Raw genomic sequence first — 16,207 nt, forward strand, 5'->3', positions numbered from 1 at the left:
TTAAGGAGTTGGAGCACATGGCTCACTCGCCTCAAATCAAGATCCCCGCGACTTACATGCGTGGCGGCACCAGCAAAGGCGTGTTCTTCAGCCTGCCAGACCTGCCCGAAGCCGCCCGAGTCCCTGGCCCGGTCCGGGATGCCCTGTTGCTGCGGGTGATCGGCAGCCCCGACCCGTACGAAAAACAGATCGATGGAATGGGCGGCGCGACGTCCAGCACCAGCAAGACGGTAATCCTGTCCAAGAGCACCCGGGCCGACCACGATGTCGACTATCTGTTCGGCCAGGTGTCCATCGACAAGCCTTTCGTGGACTGGAGCGGCAACTGCGGCAACCTGTCGGCGGCGGTGGGGTCGTTTGCCATCAGCACTGGCTTGGTGGAGCCGGCCCGGATTCCGCAAAACGGTGTGGCCGTGGTGCGGATCTGGCAGGCCAACATCGGCAAGACCATCATCGCCCATGTGCCGATCACCGACGGCGCGGTGCAGGAAACCGGCGACTTCGAACTCGACGGCGTGACCTTTCCGGCGGCTGAAGTACAGCTGGAGTTCATGGACCCGGCTGCCGAGGAGGAGGGCGGTGGCGGCTCGATGTTCCCAACCGGGAACTTGGTGGACGACTTGGAAGTGCCCGGTGTTGGTACATTGAAGGCGACGCTGATCAACGCAGGCATCCCGACGATTTTCATCAATGCCCGGGATATCGGGTACACCGGTACTGAATTGCAGGGCGCCATCAACGGCGATCCGAAGGCGCTGGCGATGTTCGAAACCATCCGCGCCCACGGTGCCTTGCGCATGGGGTTGATCAAGCATCTGGACGAAGCGGCTCAGCGCCAGCACACCCCCAAAGTCGCGTTTGTCGCGCCTCCAGCGGATTACCTTTCGTCCAGCGGGAAAGCCGTGGCGGCGGGCGACGTCGATTTGCTAGTGCGGGCGTTGTCCATGGGCAAGCTGCACCACGCCATGATGGGCACCGCCGCCGTCGCCATCGGCACCGCCGCCGCGATTTCCGGCACCCTGGTGAATCTGGCCGCCGGCGGTATCGAGCGCAACGCCGTGCGTTTCGGCCACCCGTCCGGCACCTTGCGTGTCGGCGCCGAGGCCAGCCAGGTCGACGGCGAATGGACTGTGAAAAAAGCCATCATGAGCCGCAGCGCGCGGGTATTGATGGAAGGGTTCGTGCGGGTGCCCGGGGATGTTTTTTAACGGGTTCCTTCAGACATAACCCAAGACCTGTGGGAGCCTGCTCGCGATGAGGCCGGCACATCCAGCATCTATGTTGGTTGACACACCGCTTCTCGCGAGCAGGCTCGCTCCCATCGTGGCTGTGGTTAGCCTCCCATCAATGCCGTGACGACCACCCCCACATTAGTTTCCAACTCCGCCACCGGGTCGGCGCCATCGGTGCTCAGTACCAGCAACTGACTGCCGCCCTCGGTAACGGCCGCTTTCACAGCTTCCGACGGCTGGCGATGATGCAGCACCAGCGCCACGTCATTGTCTTTCAACGTTGTGGTCAATTGCTTCAAGGCCTCGGGCGTCCACTCGGCGTCGGGCCGGGCGTCAGTACTGATGCCATCCAGATTCAACCCGCTGATCAAGTAACCAAAATGCTCGCTCAGGCTGACTACGCTCAGGTTATCGGCACTGGCGAGACGTTTTTCGCTGTCGGCGCTGAGCTTGAGCAGGCGTTGCTTGAGGGCCGCCAGGTTGGCGTCGATTTTCGCTTTGTCGTTTGGGGCCAGGCGCACCAGGTCGGCGGCGATCACGTCGGCCATCCGCCCCAGGTTGGGGCTGGCCATCCATGGCTGGCTCGCCAAACCGTCAGCCATCCCCGGTTGCACGGCGATACCGGGCAGGGCGCCGTCCACCGGGCGGGCCGCGTCGACTTCGACGATGCGGATGTTGCTGCGTCGGGCCATGGGGTACAGCGGATCGTCCGGCCATAACGAGCGCAGGCCGATCACGGCATCGGCATCACTGGCCAGTTTGCCCAGGGCCGGCGCGCCACGGCCGCTGAAATAGGCATTCTGGCGGGTGCCAGGCAGATTGGCGGGCGCGGCCCGCTCCAGGCTGACCTCGGTGCCCTTGAGCAAGGCCTCGCCCAACCCGTAGGTGACCGGCAACGACGCCAGCAGACGGACCTTTTCGGCGGCGAATGATGAAGTGACGGCCACGCCGCACAACGCGACGGCCAGGGTCAGTTGTCGCAGTGAAAAAACCATTTATCCAAGATTCCCTTTGAGGCTGGGGACGATGCCACGGGCGATGGCGCTCAGGGCGAAGGCGATGCCGGCCACCAGAATGATCGCGGCACCGGACGGGATCGGCAGGTCGAAGACGATCGGCGCGAGAATCCCGCACAACGTGCTGACGGTGGCGATCAGTACCGAACACCAGAAGAAGCCTTTCAACGATTGGCTGAGCAGGCGCGCGGCAGCCGCCGGGATCACCAGCAGCGCCCCCACCAGAATGGCGCCAATGACTTTCACCGCCGCCACGGTAATCAATGTCACCAAGATCACGAACAGGTAGTCCAGGGCCTTGACCGCCACCCCGCGCACCGCCGCCAGTTGCGGATTGAAGCTGGCGAGCATGATGCGGTTGTACAGTGGCAACGCCAGCGCCATCACCAGTGAACCGACCACCGCCAGCACCAGCAAGTCGTTGCCGTTGACCGTCAGCACGGAACCGAACAGCACGTTCTCCAAGATGTGTACGTTGATCTTGCCCGCCAGGATCAACAGCAGGCTTGCACCCAGGGCCAGGGACACCGAAAGGAAGACGCCAATCAGGGTGTCCGGCGACAGGCCGGTTCGGTTGCGCAGGTAATTGAGCAGGATGCCGAACAGCAGGCAATAGCCGAACAGGCTTCCGTATGGCCCGGTGTAGGGTTCGCCGAGCAGGATGCCGACGGCCACGCCAGTCAGCGCCGCATGGCCCACGGCTTCGGAAAAAAACGCGAAGCGCTTGACCACCACCAGCGTACCGAGGCCGCCAAGCACCGGGCCGATCAACAACCCGGCCAACAATGCGTTGACCACAAACCCATAGGCCAGCGCTTCGGGCAGATAGCCGGACGAGGCCCAGCCCTGGACCATCAAGCGAAAGGCTTCGTAACTCATCAGGCCGCGCTCCCGTTGGTGCGTGGATGGGTGGAAAACAGCGTGAGCAGTCGCTCCGGGGTCAGGGTCTGGCGTGGCGGGCCGTCGAACAGTACCCGGCGATTGAGGCCCGTGACCCGGTCGGCCAGCCGCCCGACGGCGTCCAGGTCATGCTCGATCCACAGCACGGTGATCCCGGCCTGGCGCCAGTCCTGCAGCAACCGCTCGAACACCTGGATGCCGGCCTCGTCGAGGGCTGACATCGGTTCGTCCAGGACCAGCAGTTGCGGTGAAGGGATCAAGCCCTGGGCGAGCAATACCCGCTGGCGCTCACCGCCGGACAGCGCGCCCATCCGGCGCTTGCGCTTATCCTGCATGCCGACCCGCTCCAGGGCCTGGCCGATGGCACCGGTGTACTGCTTGCTCAAGCCGAGAAAGGCCGGGCGCCGTTGACACATCGCGGCCATGAAATCGTCCACCGTCATGGGCAGGCCACGATCGAACTCAAGGGCCTGGGGCACATAGCCGATGACGCCGGGCTCACCTGGCCACTGCAAGCTCAGGCGCCCCTTGTGCGGCATTTGTCCGAGCAGGGTCTTGATCAGGGAACTCTTGCCGCCGCCGTTGGGGCCGACCAGGGCATGGACGCTGCCAGGTTGTATCAGCAAGCCCACGTTGTCGAGAATCGTGGTGCGCCCCAGCTCGAGGCTGATGTCGATGAACTCGATCAGCGGGCCGGCCTTTGGCTGGATAAGGGTTTGCTGCACGGTCATGCGCCGGACTCCTGGATCGCCCGGACCACGGTGTCGAGGTTGCCGGTCATCTCCTTTTCGTATTTCTCGGCGCTGTATTCACCGTAGGAAATGTGCGAAAGCGGGTACAGCTTTACGCCTGATTCACGTTGAATGGTGTCGACGTAGGTGGAGGGAAAATCCATCTCCGAAAAGATCACTTTCACATCCAGTTCGCGCAACTGATCGATGGTCTTTTTCAACTGGCTGGGGCTCGGCTCGATACCGTGGGCCGGCTCGACCACGGCGGTCACTTCCAGGCCGAATTCGCGCAGCAGGTAATCGTAGGCGGCATGTACAGTCGCGACCCGCAACTCGGCGTTCGGCGCCTGGGTCAGCTTGGCCAGGGCGTCCGCACGCATCTGCCGCAGGCGCTTGCCGTAGGCGCGAGCGTTTTGCGTGTAGGTCTTGGCGTTATCGGGGTCGAGCTTGCCCAGCTCCCGGGCGATGTTGTTGACCTGGGCAATGGACGCGCTGATGGACAGGAACGTATGCGGGTTGACGACTTTGCCCGCGCCCCTGGCGGCAGTGCCGGTGGCGGCCAGCAAGGGCACGTTTTCGTTGGCTTCGATGACCTTCACGTCTGGTGTTTCGCTGGCGGCGATCATGCGGTCGGCAAAATCGTCATGGCCGACGCCGTTGAGCACGATCACATCCAGACCGCTGATGCGCTTGATGTCTTCGGCCCTGGGTTCATAGGCGTGGGGATTGAATCCGGCCGGGATCAACGGCACCACTTCGGCCTTGTCACCGACGATGTTCGCCACGTAACTGTAGTAAGGGTGCAAGGTGATGCCGATGCGCAGGCGCTTGGACGTTTCGGCGCTGGCCATCGGGGCGAGCAGGCAGGCCAGCAGGCCAAGCAACAGCAGGCACAGGAACGGGCGGCGTGGAGAGGCGATAGACATGGGCAAGCGGTCTTCTCTTGGATGAGGGCGAGGGGTCAATGCCGGTGCTGGCGGGTCACGCCGGCATCGAATTGCGCGACGATCTGTTGCCAGCCGGATGCGGACAAAGCAGCGTCGTCCAACACGGCAGGGGCGGTCGCAGGATTGCTGCGGTTGAGCCAGATGTCCGGGGGCGCGTCGGATGTTTCGCTGATGCGCATCAGAAAGGAGCCTGCGATTGACGGGGTAGCACTCGCGCCAAAGTAGGCTTTTTCACCCAGCAGTTGCCAGGCGTGGCCGCCGCGGGTGACAGAACTGGCATCTTGGGCGAACGGGGCAAAACCTTCGTCCGCCAACGCTTGCGGGCCGGGAAGGGCTAGCTCGCTTTCGCGCAGAATGCGGATCTCGTCCAGCGTGACCCGCAGGTCGACATAGATGCCTTGCTCGGCGGCGCTGAGGTCGCGACGGGCATCCAACTGGTTGCTTTGCACGTGAGTGACGTCCTGGGTTTCGCCATGCCAGGCCACCACCGACCCGGCTCCCAATACGATGATCAGGCACAGCAGCAAGACATAAAGGGTTTCGTGGCCCGCGCCAGCGGGGCGAACGACGTGGTGGGTAGGTGTGCTCATGGGGCCTCGATGTCGGCTTGGTCGATTTCCACGACGTGCCCGGGGCCGGCGTCGAAGAGTACGTAGAACTCGGCGTCCGGTTTCTTGAAGGTCAGCGTTGAGTCGGCGCCGAGCTTGCCGGGAACGAGGATGGTTTCGTCATAGCCAATCACGTCCAGCGTCACTCCGGGTGCACCGCTGCCGTCGGAAAAACCGCCGGTGCATTGGATCTGCTCGGCGTCGATGGCCTTGCACTCGCACATCGGGTTATGGGCCAGTGCGCTGGTGCTCAAGCTTGCGCAAAGGAGCAATGCCATGCTGTTGAGGAAGGCGCGGAGGGTCATGGTCGGGCTCCTTGGGTTTTCAGCCAGGCAACGGTGGCCGGGGAGGCCTGGTTCAGTGGAATCGAGGCCTGGTGCATCGAACCGTCCCAACCCTCGAGGGTTATCCACAGTTCGGCATCGGGCTGGGTCTTCGGCGGGACTGGCAACAACGCGCCCATGCGATAGGGCGAGCCAAAGAAAATCACCCCGGCGGCCCGCAGGCTGCGGGGCTTGCCAATGCGCAGATAGGTGGCTTTCACCTGGCTGATGCAGCGTTGGCACAGCGCGGCATTGAAGTGCTTCATGGGGCCGGCGGGACCCTGGGTACGAGGGGCTTCGTTGCGAAATTCCGCCAGGCGCAAGCTCCACGGCCCGACCTGGATCTCACCGACTTCCCGCTCTCCGAGCCCGCCGTCGCCACGGAACAACGCAGCTTCCGAGAAATACTTGGGCATGAAGCCCAGGGGAATCAGCAGCAACAGCACATTGAGATGGAAACGCCATTTATGCCAGAACCGGCCCAGGCGAGAGGGTGGCAGGGTTGTGGTGGACGGATTCACAGGCTGCCCTCCGGCGAGTCACGGTGGAGGGAGGGTTGCAATGGGGGGGCGATCCGGGCGGGCCGGGCAGGTTTCTGGCTGCGCTTGACGGCGTTGGCAGTGGCCAGGGCGGTGCGTTTGGTCCAGATCAGCAACCCACTGAGGACCATCATGCTCAGGATCAGACCGAAGAAAAACCAGATGAGCTTGATCCAGAGGCCGCCGAAGTCCCCGGTGTGCAATGGCCGCATGGATTCGGTGACGAACTCCAGGGGCGTGCGGTCCGCCAACAATCGCGTGGCGTCCACCTCGCCGCTGTAGGGATTGATGGTCGCGGTCTGGAACATCAATGGATACCAGCCGCGCCCGCCGATTTCGACGTGGCTGTAGGCATTGCCGGGTAGGCTGACAAAACTCGCGTCCAACCCCGGGATTTGCTGCCGGGCGATCTCGATGGCTCGGTCCAGGTTCAATCGTGGTGGAGCAATACCATCGGCTGACAGTGGAACGCTTTCACGAGCCACGACCGGGACGACCGGCGCGCTGGAGATCGAGATGCCGTTGTCGGCCAGTGTGGCTTCGATCAGGAACCAGGTGCCGGTCACGGAAATGACCGCGATGAACCAGATCGACCAGATACCGCTGAGCCGATGGAAATCGCCCCAGAAAATCCGCGCGCCGTGACGGATACGCAAGGTCGGGCGCAGGAAACCTTTCCAGAAGCGTTTGTAGACGACAAGCCCGGTAACCAGTGATGCCAGCATCGGCAGGCCGAGGAGAGACACCAGGTACCAGCCCCAGCTGTAGCCGTTGGTGAACGGCACCAGCCACCATCCATGCAGGGCGCGGGTAAAAGCCCTGAAATTGAACGCCGGGGCCGATCCCTGGATGACGCCGCTGTAGGGATTGACGTAGACGGTGTCCGGGCGGCCGTCGGGGTAGGTGACTTTGGCTTCAAGGGCAAAATGCGACTCATCCGGACGCACGATACTTTGCACTTGTGTCAGCGGCTGGGCTTGCTTGATGGCGGCCATGACCTGGTCATAGCTGAGCAACGGGGCGTCATCGCTGGGCTTGCTGGCGCGCATCTCAGGATTGACCAGCCAGACGATCTCCTGGCTGACCACCGCCAGAGTGCCGGTGACGCAGACGATAAGGACAAAAAACCAGATGGGCAACGCCAACCAGCTATGAACGAGAAACCAGAGTTTGGAGCGGGACTTCTTCGACATGATTGAACGTCTTGATTCGATGGAAGGTTCCGTGTCGCGGGCTTCGCAACGGCCTGAACCCTGGAAAAGCAGGCCGTGGCTTTTGCCGACGCGGCCTGCTGCATCTAATTAAGACGAACGAGACACTCAAATCCTGAAGAGTAAGTTGAAAGAAAATGTTTCGCGTTAGCGATAAGCGTGGTCTGGTGTTTGGGTGGCGAGCCATCAAGCTCCCGAACGATCACACACACAACCGATGCAGCCGTCAGTCGGTCGCGCAGAGCGATCAGTTGATTGATGCGCTCATCCAGATTCCGGCTCCACTGCGCCGACAAGGTCTGCCAGTCGGCTGCTGTCGGGGCGCGATCCGCCGGCAGATTCTTCAGCGCCTCGCCAATCTCCGCCAAGGGAATGGCCGGGCGTTGGGCGACTTTGATCAGCGCCACCCGCCTTAGCACTTCCCGAGGGTAGCGACGTTGATTGCCCTGGTTGCGGGTGCTTTTGATCAGCCCCTTGGACTCATAGAAGTGCAGCGCCGTGACCGCTACGCCGCTGCGAGCGGCGACGTGGCCAACGGTGGGCTCCTTGTGGAGGTTTATAGGAATCGTCATTTCAGATGGCGAGGGGAATTTCTGGTGGCTGGTTCACAAGCATCGGGCCAAAGCGGTGACGTTCGGCTCATTTCAGGTACTGCGCATTATCGAGCGCAGCCTGGACGGCGCTCTGCATTGCCCCTGGGTCAGCCAAGCGCAACGAGAGATACGAGAGGGCGATACCCACTATCGAAACCGTTGATTTTTGCCGTTCCATGCTGGCGGGTAGCCTTTGTTCATCGCCCCACTACAGAACATTGGACGCCCGCCATGAACCGTATCCTTGCTGTCTTGCTACTGTTGGCCGTCACCGTATTGAGCGGTTGCGCCTCGTCGTCTCCGGAGCTGCGTCCTTACACAGCTGAGGAAACTCGTGAGCTGGCGCTCGAAGCGCTGAATCGCCGAGGCCTTTCTTTTGAGGAATATCACGCGAAGAAAGCCGAATTGCTGGGACCGTCGCAGAAAAATACCGGTTTCGACGAGCGTGGCGAAATGAATGCCGAACGGACCGTTCAACTGCCTGGCCGACCAAGCTGAAGGACTGTACCGCTCGAAGTTTTGCCTAACTGTCCATGGGCGCGTGCCGGGACGTGGGGTAGGGTCATCATTTGACTGCCCCAACGGATTGACCTGCCATGACGCTCTCGCTTGACCTGCTGCTGGGCTTCGCCCTGTTTGCCCTGGTGACCTCGATCACACCAGGCCCCAACAACACCATGTTGCTGGCCTCGGGTGTCAATTTCGGTTTCAGCCGTACGATCCCTCACATGCTGGGCATCACCTGCGGCTTTTTTTCCCTGGTGCTGGCGGTGGGCCTTGGCCTGGGCGCGGTGTTCCAGACTTATCCATTGCTGTACACCGTGCTGCGCTACATAGGCGCGGCGTATCTCATGTACCTGGCATGGAAAATCGCCCATTCCAGCCCGGTCTCGGACAGCTCAACGGGCAACAACAAGCCGATCGGTTACTGGGGCGCGGCGGCGTTCCAATGGGTCAACCCCAAGGCCTGGATCATGGCCATCGGTGCAATCAGCACCTATACACCGCTGCAAGGCTACTTTTTCAATGTGGTAGTGATCGCGGCGGTGTTTGCCTTGATCAATCTGCCAAGCGTCAGCCTTTGGGTCGTTTGTGGCAGCCTGTTGCGAAACCTGTTGCGTGATCGTCGATGGTTGCGCCTGTTCAACTGGGGCATGGCGCTGCTGTTGGTCGCGTCGCTGTATCCGTTGTTGCTCGAAAGCATGAGTGAGGGCTGAGCTTCGGCGCGATGCCTGCTAAGCTCGCTGTTCCAGGAGCGTTCCTACGCACTTATAAATGAAGTCCGACTTCTTTAAAGGTCTTGATCAGGTAATGCTTGTCTCGAATCCAACGAGGGCACCCTGGTCTTGGAACCGGCTCTGCGAGTTTCCTTATGAATAAGCGTCCTTTGTATTTCGATTACGCCGCCACCACGCCGGTGGATGAGCGGGTTATCCAGGTCATGATCCAATGCCTGGGCTTCGACGGTAACTTTGGCAACCCAGCCTCCAGCTCCCATGCGTTCGGCCAGGAGGCACGACAAACCGTGGAGCAGGCACGCCAGCAGGTGGCCCGGTTGGTTGGCGCTCGAGCCGATCAAATCATCTGGACCTCCGGTGCCACCGAATCCAATAACCTGGCCTTGAAGGGCGTGGCGCAGGCGCGCGGTGCCGGTGGTGGGCATGTCATTACCAGCCTGATCGAACACAAGGCGGTTCTCGATACGGTCAGGCAACTAGAGGAAAGTGGCGTCGAGGTGACTTGGCTGGCGCCAGACGCTGATGGCCTGATCACTGCACGCGCGGTTCGCGAGGCCCTGCGCGAAGACACGTTCCTCGTGTCGCTGATGCTGGTGAACAATGAGTTGGGGACCGTCAACGACGCCGTTGCCATCGGTGAGATCGTTCGCGAGCACGGCGCGCTGTTCCACATGGACGCCGCCCAAGGGGCGGGAAAGGTGGGCATCGACCTGGCCCGGTGGCCGGTGGACCTGATGTCCTTTTCCGCGCATAAGATCTACGGACCCAAGGGTATCGGCGCGCTATACGTTGGCGACCGTGCGCGGCCTCGGGTATCGGCACAGATTCATGGCGGAGGCCACGAAGGTGGTTTGCGCTCCGGCACCCTGGCGACCCATCAGATTGCAGCCATGGGCGCTGCGTTCGAGCTGGCGGCGCAGTCGTTCGACCAGGAGCTTGCCCAGATCGCCCGGTTGCGCAATCGTTTGCTCGAGCCGCTATTGGCATTACCCGGTGTATGTATCAATGGCAGTGCGAGCTGCCGTATTCCCCACACGTTGAGCCTGACGTTCAATGAAGGTGAATTCAACTCGGCGACATTGGGTGCGTCGATTGCATTTTCGGCTACTTCGGCCTGCAATTCAGCGCAGAACAGCCCATCCCATGTCCTGCTGGCCCTGGGGCATGATGCACGTGCGGCCGGGCGGACTATCCGCTTGAGCCTGGGGCGTTTCACTAGCGAACAGGATATTGATGAGGCGGTGCGGGTTATCAAGGAAGCCTGCGCTGCTGCGCCGGCGTTTTGGGCGACGACCCCTTGAACCGACCGACCTTTTGCAACGAACAATAAAATCGATTAGCAGGAGTAATAATGAGTACCGAGCCTTTGACCCCAGGAGAGGTGCCCCAGCGCCTGGCCCGAATTCGCCAGTTGATGAGCGAGGAGGGCGTTCATGCGCTGCTGGTCCCGTCGGCCGATCCGCATCTGTCCGAATACCTGCCAGGCTATTGGCAAGGGCGTCAGTGGTTGTCCGGCTTCCATGGATCGGTCGGCACCTTGATCGTGACGGGGGAATTCGCCGGGGTCTGGGCCGACAGTCGATACTGGGAACAGGCCACGAAGGAACTGGAGGGCAGTGGGATCGAGTTGGTCAAGCTCATGCCAGGTCAGCCCGGCCCATTGGACTGGCTGGGTGAACAAACACCCGAGGGTGGTGTTGTGGCGGTCGACGGTGCAGTCATGGCCGTTGCGTCGGCCCGCACGCTGAGCAGTAAGCTTGAATCGCGCGGCGCGCGGTTGCGTACCGACGTCGACCTGCTGCATAAGATCTGGACCGATCGTCCAGCCCTTCCGGATCAGCCCGTCTACGCCCACCTGCCACCCCAAGCCACGGTGAGTCGTGTAGAGAAGCTTGCCAAACTGCGCGAATCCCTCAAGGAACGCGGTGCCGATTGGCATTTCATTGCGACCCTGGATGACATTGCCTGGCTGTTCAATTTGCGTGGCGCGGATGTGTCGTTCAACCCGGTGTTTGTCTCCTTCGCGTTGATTGGCCAACAACAGGCGACGTTGTTCGTAGCCTTGGACAAAGTCGGTGCGCCATTGCGTGCCACTCTTGAACAGGATGGCGTGACGCTGCGCGATTACAGCGAAGCCGCGGCCGCGCTGCGTGAAGTGCCAAGCGGTGCGAGCCTGCAGATCGATCCGGCGCGGGTCACGGTCGGCTTGCTGGATAACCTGGACAGTGGCGTCAAGCTGGTCGAAGGTCTCAACCCCACGACCCTGGCCAAATCCCGCAAAACCTCGGCGGATGCCGAGCATATCCGCCAGGCAATGGAACAGGACGGTGCGGCGCTCTGCGAATTCTTCGCCTGGCTGGAAAGCGCCTGGGGCCGCGAGCGCATCACCGAGCTGACTATCGATGAACATCTGACCGCGGCACGCAAACGCCGGCCGGATTTCGTCTCCCTGAGCTTCAATACCATCGCTGCCTTTAATGCCAATGGCGCAATGCCCCACTACCACGCCACGGAAGAAGCGCACGCCGTTATCGAAGGCGATGGCCTGTTGTTGATCGATTCGGGTGGCCAGTATCTCGGCGGTACCACGGACATCACACGCATGGTACCGGTCGGAACGCCAACGCCGGAGCAGAAGCGTGATTGCACCCGAGTCCTCAAAGGTGTGATCGCGTTATCGCGGGCCAAATTTCCCCGGGGTATCCTATCGCCTTTGCTCGATGCCATCGCCCGCGCGCCAATCTGGGCCGAGCAGGTGGATTACGGTCATGGGACTGGCCATGGCGTCGGTTATTTCCTGAACGTGCACGAGGGGCCACAAGTCATTGCCTATCAAGCCGCTGCCGCGCCACAAACCGCGATGCAGCCGGGTATGATCACGTCCATCGAACCGGGCACTTATCGCCCGGGTCGCTGGGGTGTGCGCATCGAGAACCTGGTCCTCAACCGCGAGGCAGGCAGTAGCGAGTTCGGTGAGTTCCTGTCCTTCGAAACCCTGACGCTGTGCCCGATCGATACCCGTTGCCTTGAGCCAGCGTTGCTGACCCAGGATGAAAGGGACTGGTTCAACGCCTACCACGCCGAGGTTCAGCGTCGGTTGAGCCCATTGCTGCAAGGCGATGCGCTGCAATGGTTGAACACCCGGACAGCGGCGATCTGATGCAAAAAGGTCAGGCTAGGGCTTCACGGACGAAGTCCAGCCGATCCTGGCCGAAGAACAGCTCGTTGCCTACAAACATGCTCGGCGCGCCAAACACGCCTCTGCGGATCGCTTCTTCGGTGGAGTTTTTGAGCTGGTCCTTGACCTGTTGATCAGAGGTCAAGGCCAGTACATACCCAGGATCAAAACCGCCGTCTTCCAGAACCGCCGCAACTGTCGCTGGATCGTTGAGATTTCGGGCGTCAATCCAAAGCGCGCGGAACAGGCAATCGATAAAGGTCTCGAATCGGTCTGGGTGGCGCAATTGCATCCCGGTTACGGCGCGCATCAACAGCAACGTGTTGATTGGGAAATAGGGGTTGAGCTTGAACTCAACGCCATAACGGGTAGCAAAGCGATTCAGATCCTTGAACAGATAAGGCCCTTTGGCCGGTACGGTAACAGGCGATGCGTTGCCGGTTGCCTTGAAGACACCCCCCAGCAACATCGGGCGGTAGATCAGCTCACTATCCGCTTGTGCGCAAAGCGCAGGTAACTGCGTGTAGGCCAAGTAGGTGGTGGGGCTGCCAAGATCGAAGAAAAACTCTACGGATTTGCTCATGGGCTGCTCTTTTTTGTTATGAGGTGGAGGCTTACCAGCGTTCGCTCCAGGGACGCAGATCCAGCTCGAATGTCCAGGCATCGCGGGGCTGGGTATGCAAGTACCAGTAATTTTCAGCAATGTGTTCCGGATCGAGAATGCCGTCTTCGTCCTTGGTGGCATATTTTTCCGGGAAGTTGTCGCGAATGAAGGCCGTGTCGATGGCGCCGTCCACTATTACGTGAGCGACATGGACGTTCATCGGGCCCAGTTCGCGCGCCATGCTTTGCGCCAACGCTCGCACGCCATGCTTGGCCCCGGCAAACGCGGCGAACCCTGACGCTCCGCGCAATCCGGCCGTGGCTCCGGTAAACAGGATTGTCCCGCGCTGGCGCTTGACCATGCGCTTGGCCACTTCCCGAGCATTGAGAAAGCCGGAGAAGCAAGCCATTTCCCAGATCTTGAAATACTTGCGCGCCGTCTCCTCCAGAATGCTGCAGGGCACATTAGCGCCAATGTTGAATATGAAAGCTTCAATCGGTCCGATCTGTACTTCAATTTGCTCGATCAGCCCGATGACTTCATCTTCGTTGCGCGCATCGCAGGCGAAACCGTGAGCATCACCTCCCTCGTCCCGAATGCTGTTAACTAACGGCTCAAGCTTGTCGGCACTTCGACGCGTGACGCAGGCAACGAAACCCTCCCGGGCGAAACGCCTGGCTATTGCCCCGCCGGTGGCATCGCCAGCACCCACAACCAGTACGACCTTCTTGTTATTCATAGTCCGTCCCATTGCTAAACGATCGTTAACTAAACGGACGTTATGTTAAGATCCGGCCAACGTCAAGGTGTGCATTCAGAGGCAGGACGATGCGTTATTCAGCCAACCACAAGATGGAAACTCGCGAAAAACTGCTCGCCAGCAGCGCTATCTCCGCTAAGAAATCCGGATTTGCAACGGTGGGCGTTGATGGCCTGATGAAGGCGATCGGGTTGAGCGGCGGCGCGTTCTATAGCCATTTCTCATCCAAGGATGAGCTTTTCAGGGCGATTGTCGAACGAGAGCTGGCCCACAGCCTGGACCGCTTGAGTGGCGATGGGATCATGGACTCAACGAAACTGGAGCGTTGCCTCAAGCAGTACTTGAGCATGAGCCATGTGGAGCAACCGGAGGTGGGGTGTGCCTTGCCCGTGTTGGGGGCAGAGATCGCGCGCTCGGATATTCAGGTACGGGAGGCGGCACAGACTTGGATCTGCCGGTTGCATGAAGGCTGGGCGCGGATAATGGGAAGTGACAGCCTGGCATGGGCGGTCCTGTCACAATGTGTCGGGGCATTGTTGGTGGCACGCATGTTGGCATCGCCTGAGATTCAGCGCGATGTCCTCAAATCCAGCCGTGAGGAAATCAGTCGTCGAATCGCCGAGCGACCCTTTGACTGATCCGCTGATTATTTGCAGATGACGATCATGCTGCGGCTGGTATACCCGGCGGGGTTGAGCCCGAAGGGATAGTCACCCGGTTCCTCGACGGCATCACCGGATTTGGCGATCACCTTGTAGTTCTTGGGGGCGCATGAATTGGCCGCCGTGGCGGCGCATTGGTCCCAGGATGAAGTCAGACCGGAGCAATTGATGTGAAGGCCCTTTTTACCGCGTTTCATTTCGGTTTTCGATGTCGCCGCGCAGCCCGCAACTGCCAGCACGGCGATTAAGATCAAGATTCGTTTCATTCCCGTCCTTATGCCGTCGTGGATCTTGTGTCTACGTACGGCTGTGTTCGCTTTCGCTTGAAGCGTTCATGACGTCCTGTATAAAAAAATCCATGCCTGGCATTAGGTTACGGGGCTAAACATGGCCTAAATGTGCGGTAAATACCAGAGCTATATAAAAACTGCTCAATCTGCTGCGATGGCGGGCTTTGCGGTATCGCCCATCGTCAGTGTCGCGCCGACTGATGCAAGGACGATGCAGGTGATGGCGGCCCACTGCGCCAGCGACAGGTATTCCTGAAGGAAGATAAATCCCGACAAGGCGCCGATCGCGGGCTCGACGCTCATTAGCGTGCCGAACGTGCGGGCTGGAATCCGGGTCAGGGAAATCATCTCCAGGGTATAAGGCAGGGCTGTGGACAGGATGGCGACCCCGATGGCGACCGGAATCAGACTCGGCGTCAGCAGCGCGGCACCGGCGTGCACAATACCAATAGGGGCGACAAACAGAGCCGCTATCATGACTCCCAATGCTGCGGTCTGAACGCCATTGTCCGCGCCGGCCTTCTGGCCAAACAGAATGTATAGCGCCCAACACACGCCTGCGCCCAGGGCGTAACCGGCACCTACCAAGTCGATGCCGGTGTCAGCTGCCCCGGTAGGTATCAATAGCAGCAATCCGATCACTGCCAAGGCGATCCAAAGGAAATCGATCGCCCGACGCGAGGCGTAGATTGCAACCGCCAGCGGGCCGGTGAATTCCAGTGCCACGGCAATGCCCAGCGGAACGCTACGAAGAGACATATAGAAGAGGAAGTTCATGCCGCCGAGCGCCATCCCGTAGACCATCACCGTGCGCAGGGATTGAGCGGTGAGCTTGGCGCGCCAAGGGCGTAGCAATAACAACATGATGATGCTGGCGAAGATAAGGCGCAGGGTCGTGGTTCCTTGCGCGCCCACTACCGGGAACATGCTTTTGGCAAGAGCCGCGCCAGACTGGATCGAGGCCATCGCGATTATTAGCAAGGCAACCGGGAATAAAGAAGAAACCAGGTTGCGATTGGCTGGAGTCATTACGGGGTGTCATCCAATAAAAGGGCAAGAGAAACGGGTTTGAGCAATATAGTGCGCATTTCAAGCGGCGCAGTCTATATATCAGGCGGGTTTGGACCCGTTCAGCCGGAAAGATAAAGAAAGGAAAAAATAACGGTTGACGGCAAATTCTGGATGTCTATAATTCGCCCCACTTCCGGCGCAGTCGAAACGGAAAACTCCTTGAGTTTCAATGAGTTAGCCAGGTTTCGGTAAGTGCTTCGCTTCAGTTCATCGAAGCACGGAAGGAGTGGGTAGGCCGGTTTGTTGGGCGCTATCGACGGTTCGATCTTCTCGGTCGAAAGCGGTAAAAAAGAGGTGTTGACAG

At 60.4% G+C, this 16,207-nt stretch carries 18 protein-coding genes and 1 pseudogene; 6 read left to right on the forward strand and 13 right to left on the reverse strand.

What is annotated here, in order from left to right; all coding sequences use genetic code 11:
- Nucleotides 1-17: 17 nt before the first annotated feature.
- Nucleotides 18-1,208, forward strand: coding sequence for a 2-methylaconitate cis-trans isomerase PrpF (prpF, locus tag J3Q04_RS08170; protein ID WP_434607009.1), 1,191 nt, complete (start codon nt 18-20; stop codon nt 1,206-1,208).
- 125 nt (nt 1,209-1,333) lie between these two features.
- On the opposite strand, the gene J3Q04_RS08175 is transcribed toward prpF, so the two are convergent.
- From J3Q04_RS08175 to soxR, 9 genes and pseudogenes are all read right to left on the reverse strand, one after another.
- Complete coding sequence (locus J3Q04_RS08175; RefSeq protein WP_434607006.1) at nt 1,334-2,227, reverse strand: metal ABC transporter substrate-binding protein; 894 nt, start codon at nt 2,225-2,227, stop codon at nt 1,334-1,336.
- Complete coding sequence (locus J3Q04_RS08180) at nt 2,228-3,127, reverse strand: metal ABC transporter permease (protein WP_434607003.1); 900 nt, start codon at nt 3,125-3,127, stop codon at nt 2,228-2,230.
- Nucleotides 3,127-3,879: a metal ABC transporter ATP-binding protein gene (locus J3Q04_RS08185; protein WP_434607001.1), complete on the reverse strand. Its 753-nt coding sequence runs from the start codon at nt 3,877-3,879 to the stop codon at nt 3,127-3,129. Before J3Q04_RS08185 ends, J3Q04_RS08180 begins: the two co-directional genes overlap by 1 nt.
- Nucleotides 3,876-4,805, reverse strand: coding sequence for a metal ABC transporter substrate-binding protein (locus J3Q04_RS08190; RefSeq protein WP_434606998.1), 930 nt, complete (start codon nt 4,803-4,805; stop codon nt 3,876-3,878). Before J3Q04_RS08190 ends, J3Q04_RS08185 begins: the two co-directional genes overlap by 4 nt.
- Before the next feature lie 35 nt (nt 4,806-4,840).
- Nucleotides 4,841-5,416: a DUF6162 family protein gene (locus J3Q04_RS08195; RefSeq protein ID WP_434606997.1), complete on the reverse strand. Its 576-nt coding sequence runs from the start codon at nt 5,414-5,416 to the stop codon at nt 4,841-4,843.
- The gene (locus J3Q04_RS08200) at nt 5,413-5,739 is read right to left on the reverse strand and encodes a hypothetical protein (protein WP_420767257.1); all 327 of its coding nucleotides are present in this window, start codon (nt 5,737-5,739) and stop codon (nt 5,413-5,415) included. Before J3Q04_RS08200 ends, J3Q04_RS08195 begins: the two co-directional genes overlap by 4 nt.
- Complete coding sequence (locus J3Q04_RS08205; protein ID WP_434606995.1) at nt 5,736-6,278, reverse strand: thiamine pyrophosphate-binding protein; 543 nt, start codon at nt 6,276-6,278, stop codon at nt 5,736-5,738. Before J3Q04_RS08205 ends, J3Q04_RS08200 begins: the two co-directional genes overlap by 4 nt.
- The gene (locus J3Q04_RS08210) at nt 6,275-7,489 is read right to left on the reverse strand and encodes a PepSY-associated TM helix domain-containing protein (RefSeq protein ID WP_420767259.1); all 1,215 of its coding nucleotides are present in this window, start codon (nt 7,487-7,489) and stop codon (nt 6,275-6,277) included. Before J3Q04_RS08210 ends, J3Q04_RS08205 begins: the two co-directional genes overlap by 4 nt.
- Nucleotides 7,490-7,711: 222 nt before the next feature.
- Nucleotides 7,712-8,079, reverse strand: a pseudogene (gene soxR, locus J3Q04_RS08215) (redox-sensitive transcriptional activator SoxR); the annotation flags it as partial.
- Nucleotides 8,080-8,331: 252 nt separating this feature from the next.
- On the opposite strand from soxR, the gene J3Q04_RS08220 reads away from it, so the two are divergent.
- From J3Q04_RS08220 to J3Q04_RS08235, 4 genes are all read left to right on the forward strand, one after another.
- On the forward strand, nt 8,332-8,598 hold the full coding sequence (locus J3Q04_RS08220; protein ID WP_420767260.1) for a hypothetical protein: 267 nt from the start codon (nt 8,332-8,334) through the stop codon (nt 8,596-8,598).
- 98 nt (nt 8,599-8,696) lie between these two features.
- A complete protein-coding gene (locus J3Q04_RS08225; RefSeq protein ID WP_434606991.1) occupies nt 8,697-9,317 on the forward strand; it encodes a LysE family translocator in 621 nt (206 codons plus the stop codon).
- Nucleotides 9,318-9,472: 155 nt separating this feature from the next.
- Nucleotides 9,473-10,639, forward strand: a complete 1,167-nt coding sequence (locus tag J3Q04_RS08230; protein ID WP_420767262.1) for a cysteine desulfurase family protein — start codon at nt 9,473-9,475, stop codon at nt 10,637-10,639.
- Nucleotides 10,640-10,689: 50 nt separating this feature from the next.
- Nucleotides 10,690-12,498 (forward strand): aminopeptidase P family protein, encoded by a 1,809-nt coding sequence (locus J3Q04_RS08235; protein ID WP_420767263.1) that lies wholly within the window; start codon nt 10,690-10,692, stop codon nt 12,496-12,498.
- 10 nt (nt 12,499-12,508) lie between these two features.
- On the opposite strand, the gene J3Q04_RS08240 is transcribed toward J3Q04_RS08235, so the two are convergent.
- Together J3Q04_RS08240 and J3Q04_RS08245 are read right to left on the reverse strand one after the other, a co-directional pair.
- Complete coding sequence (locus J3Q04_RS08240; RefSeq protein ID WP_420767264.1) at nt 12,509-13,099, reverse strand: 2-hydroxychromene-2-carboxylate isomerase; 591 nt, start codon at nt 13,097-13,099, stop codon at nt 12,509-12,511.
- A gap of 31 nt (nt 13,100-13,130) precedes the next feature.
- On the reverse strand, nt 13,131-13,859 hold the full coding sequence (locus J3Q04_RS08245; RefSeq protein ID WP_420767265.1) for an SDR family oxidoreductase: 729 nt from the start codon (nt 13,857-13,859) through the stop codon (nt 13,131-13,133).
- Nucleotides 13,860-13,948: 89 nt separating this feature from the next.
- On the opposite strand from J3Q04_RS08245, the gene J3Q04_RS08250 reads away from it, so the two are divergent.
- Entirely contained in the window at nt 13,949-14,518 is a 570-nt protein-coding gene (locus tag J3Q04_RS08250) for a TetR/AcrR family transcriptional regulator (RefSeq protein WP_434606987.1), read from the forward strand.
- A gap of 8 nt (nt 14,519-14,526) precedes the next feature.
- Here J3Q04_RS08250 and J3Q04_RS08255 read toward each other — a convergent pair whose 3' ends face one another.
- Entirely contained in the window at nt 14,527-14,808 is a 282-nt protein-coding gene (locus J3Q04_RS08255; RefSeq protein WP_420767267.1) for a hypothetical protein, read from the reverse strand.
- A 165-nt stretch (nt 14,809-14,973) separates the two neighbouring features.
- Nucleotides 14,974-15,861, reverse strand: coding sequence for a threonine/homoserine exporter RhtA (gene rhtA / locus J3Q04_RS08260; RefSeq protein WP_420767268.1), 888 nt, complete (start codon nt 15,859-15,861; stop codon nt 14,974-14,976).
- Nucleotides 15,862-16,207: the final 346 nt, after the last annotated feature.

Source organism: Pseudomonas sp. D4-21, assembly GCF_051132125.1.
Classification (GTDB): Bacteria; Pseudomonadota; Gammaproteobacteria; order Pseudomonadales; family Pseudomonadaceae; genus Aquipseudomonas.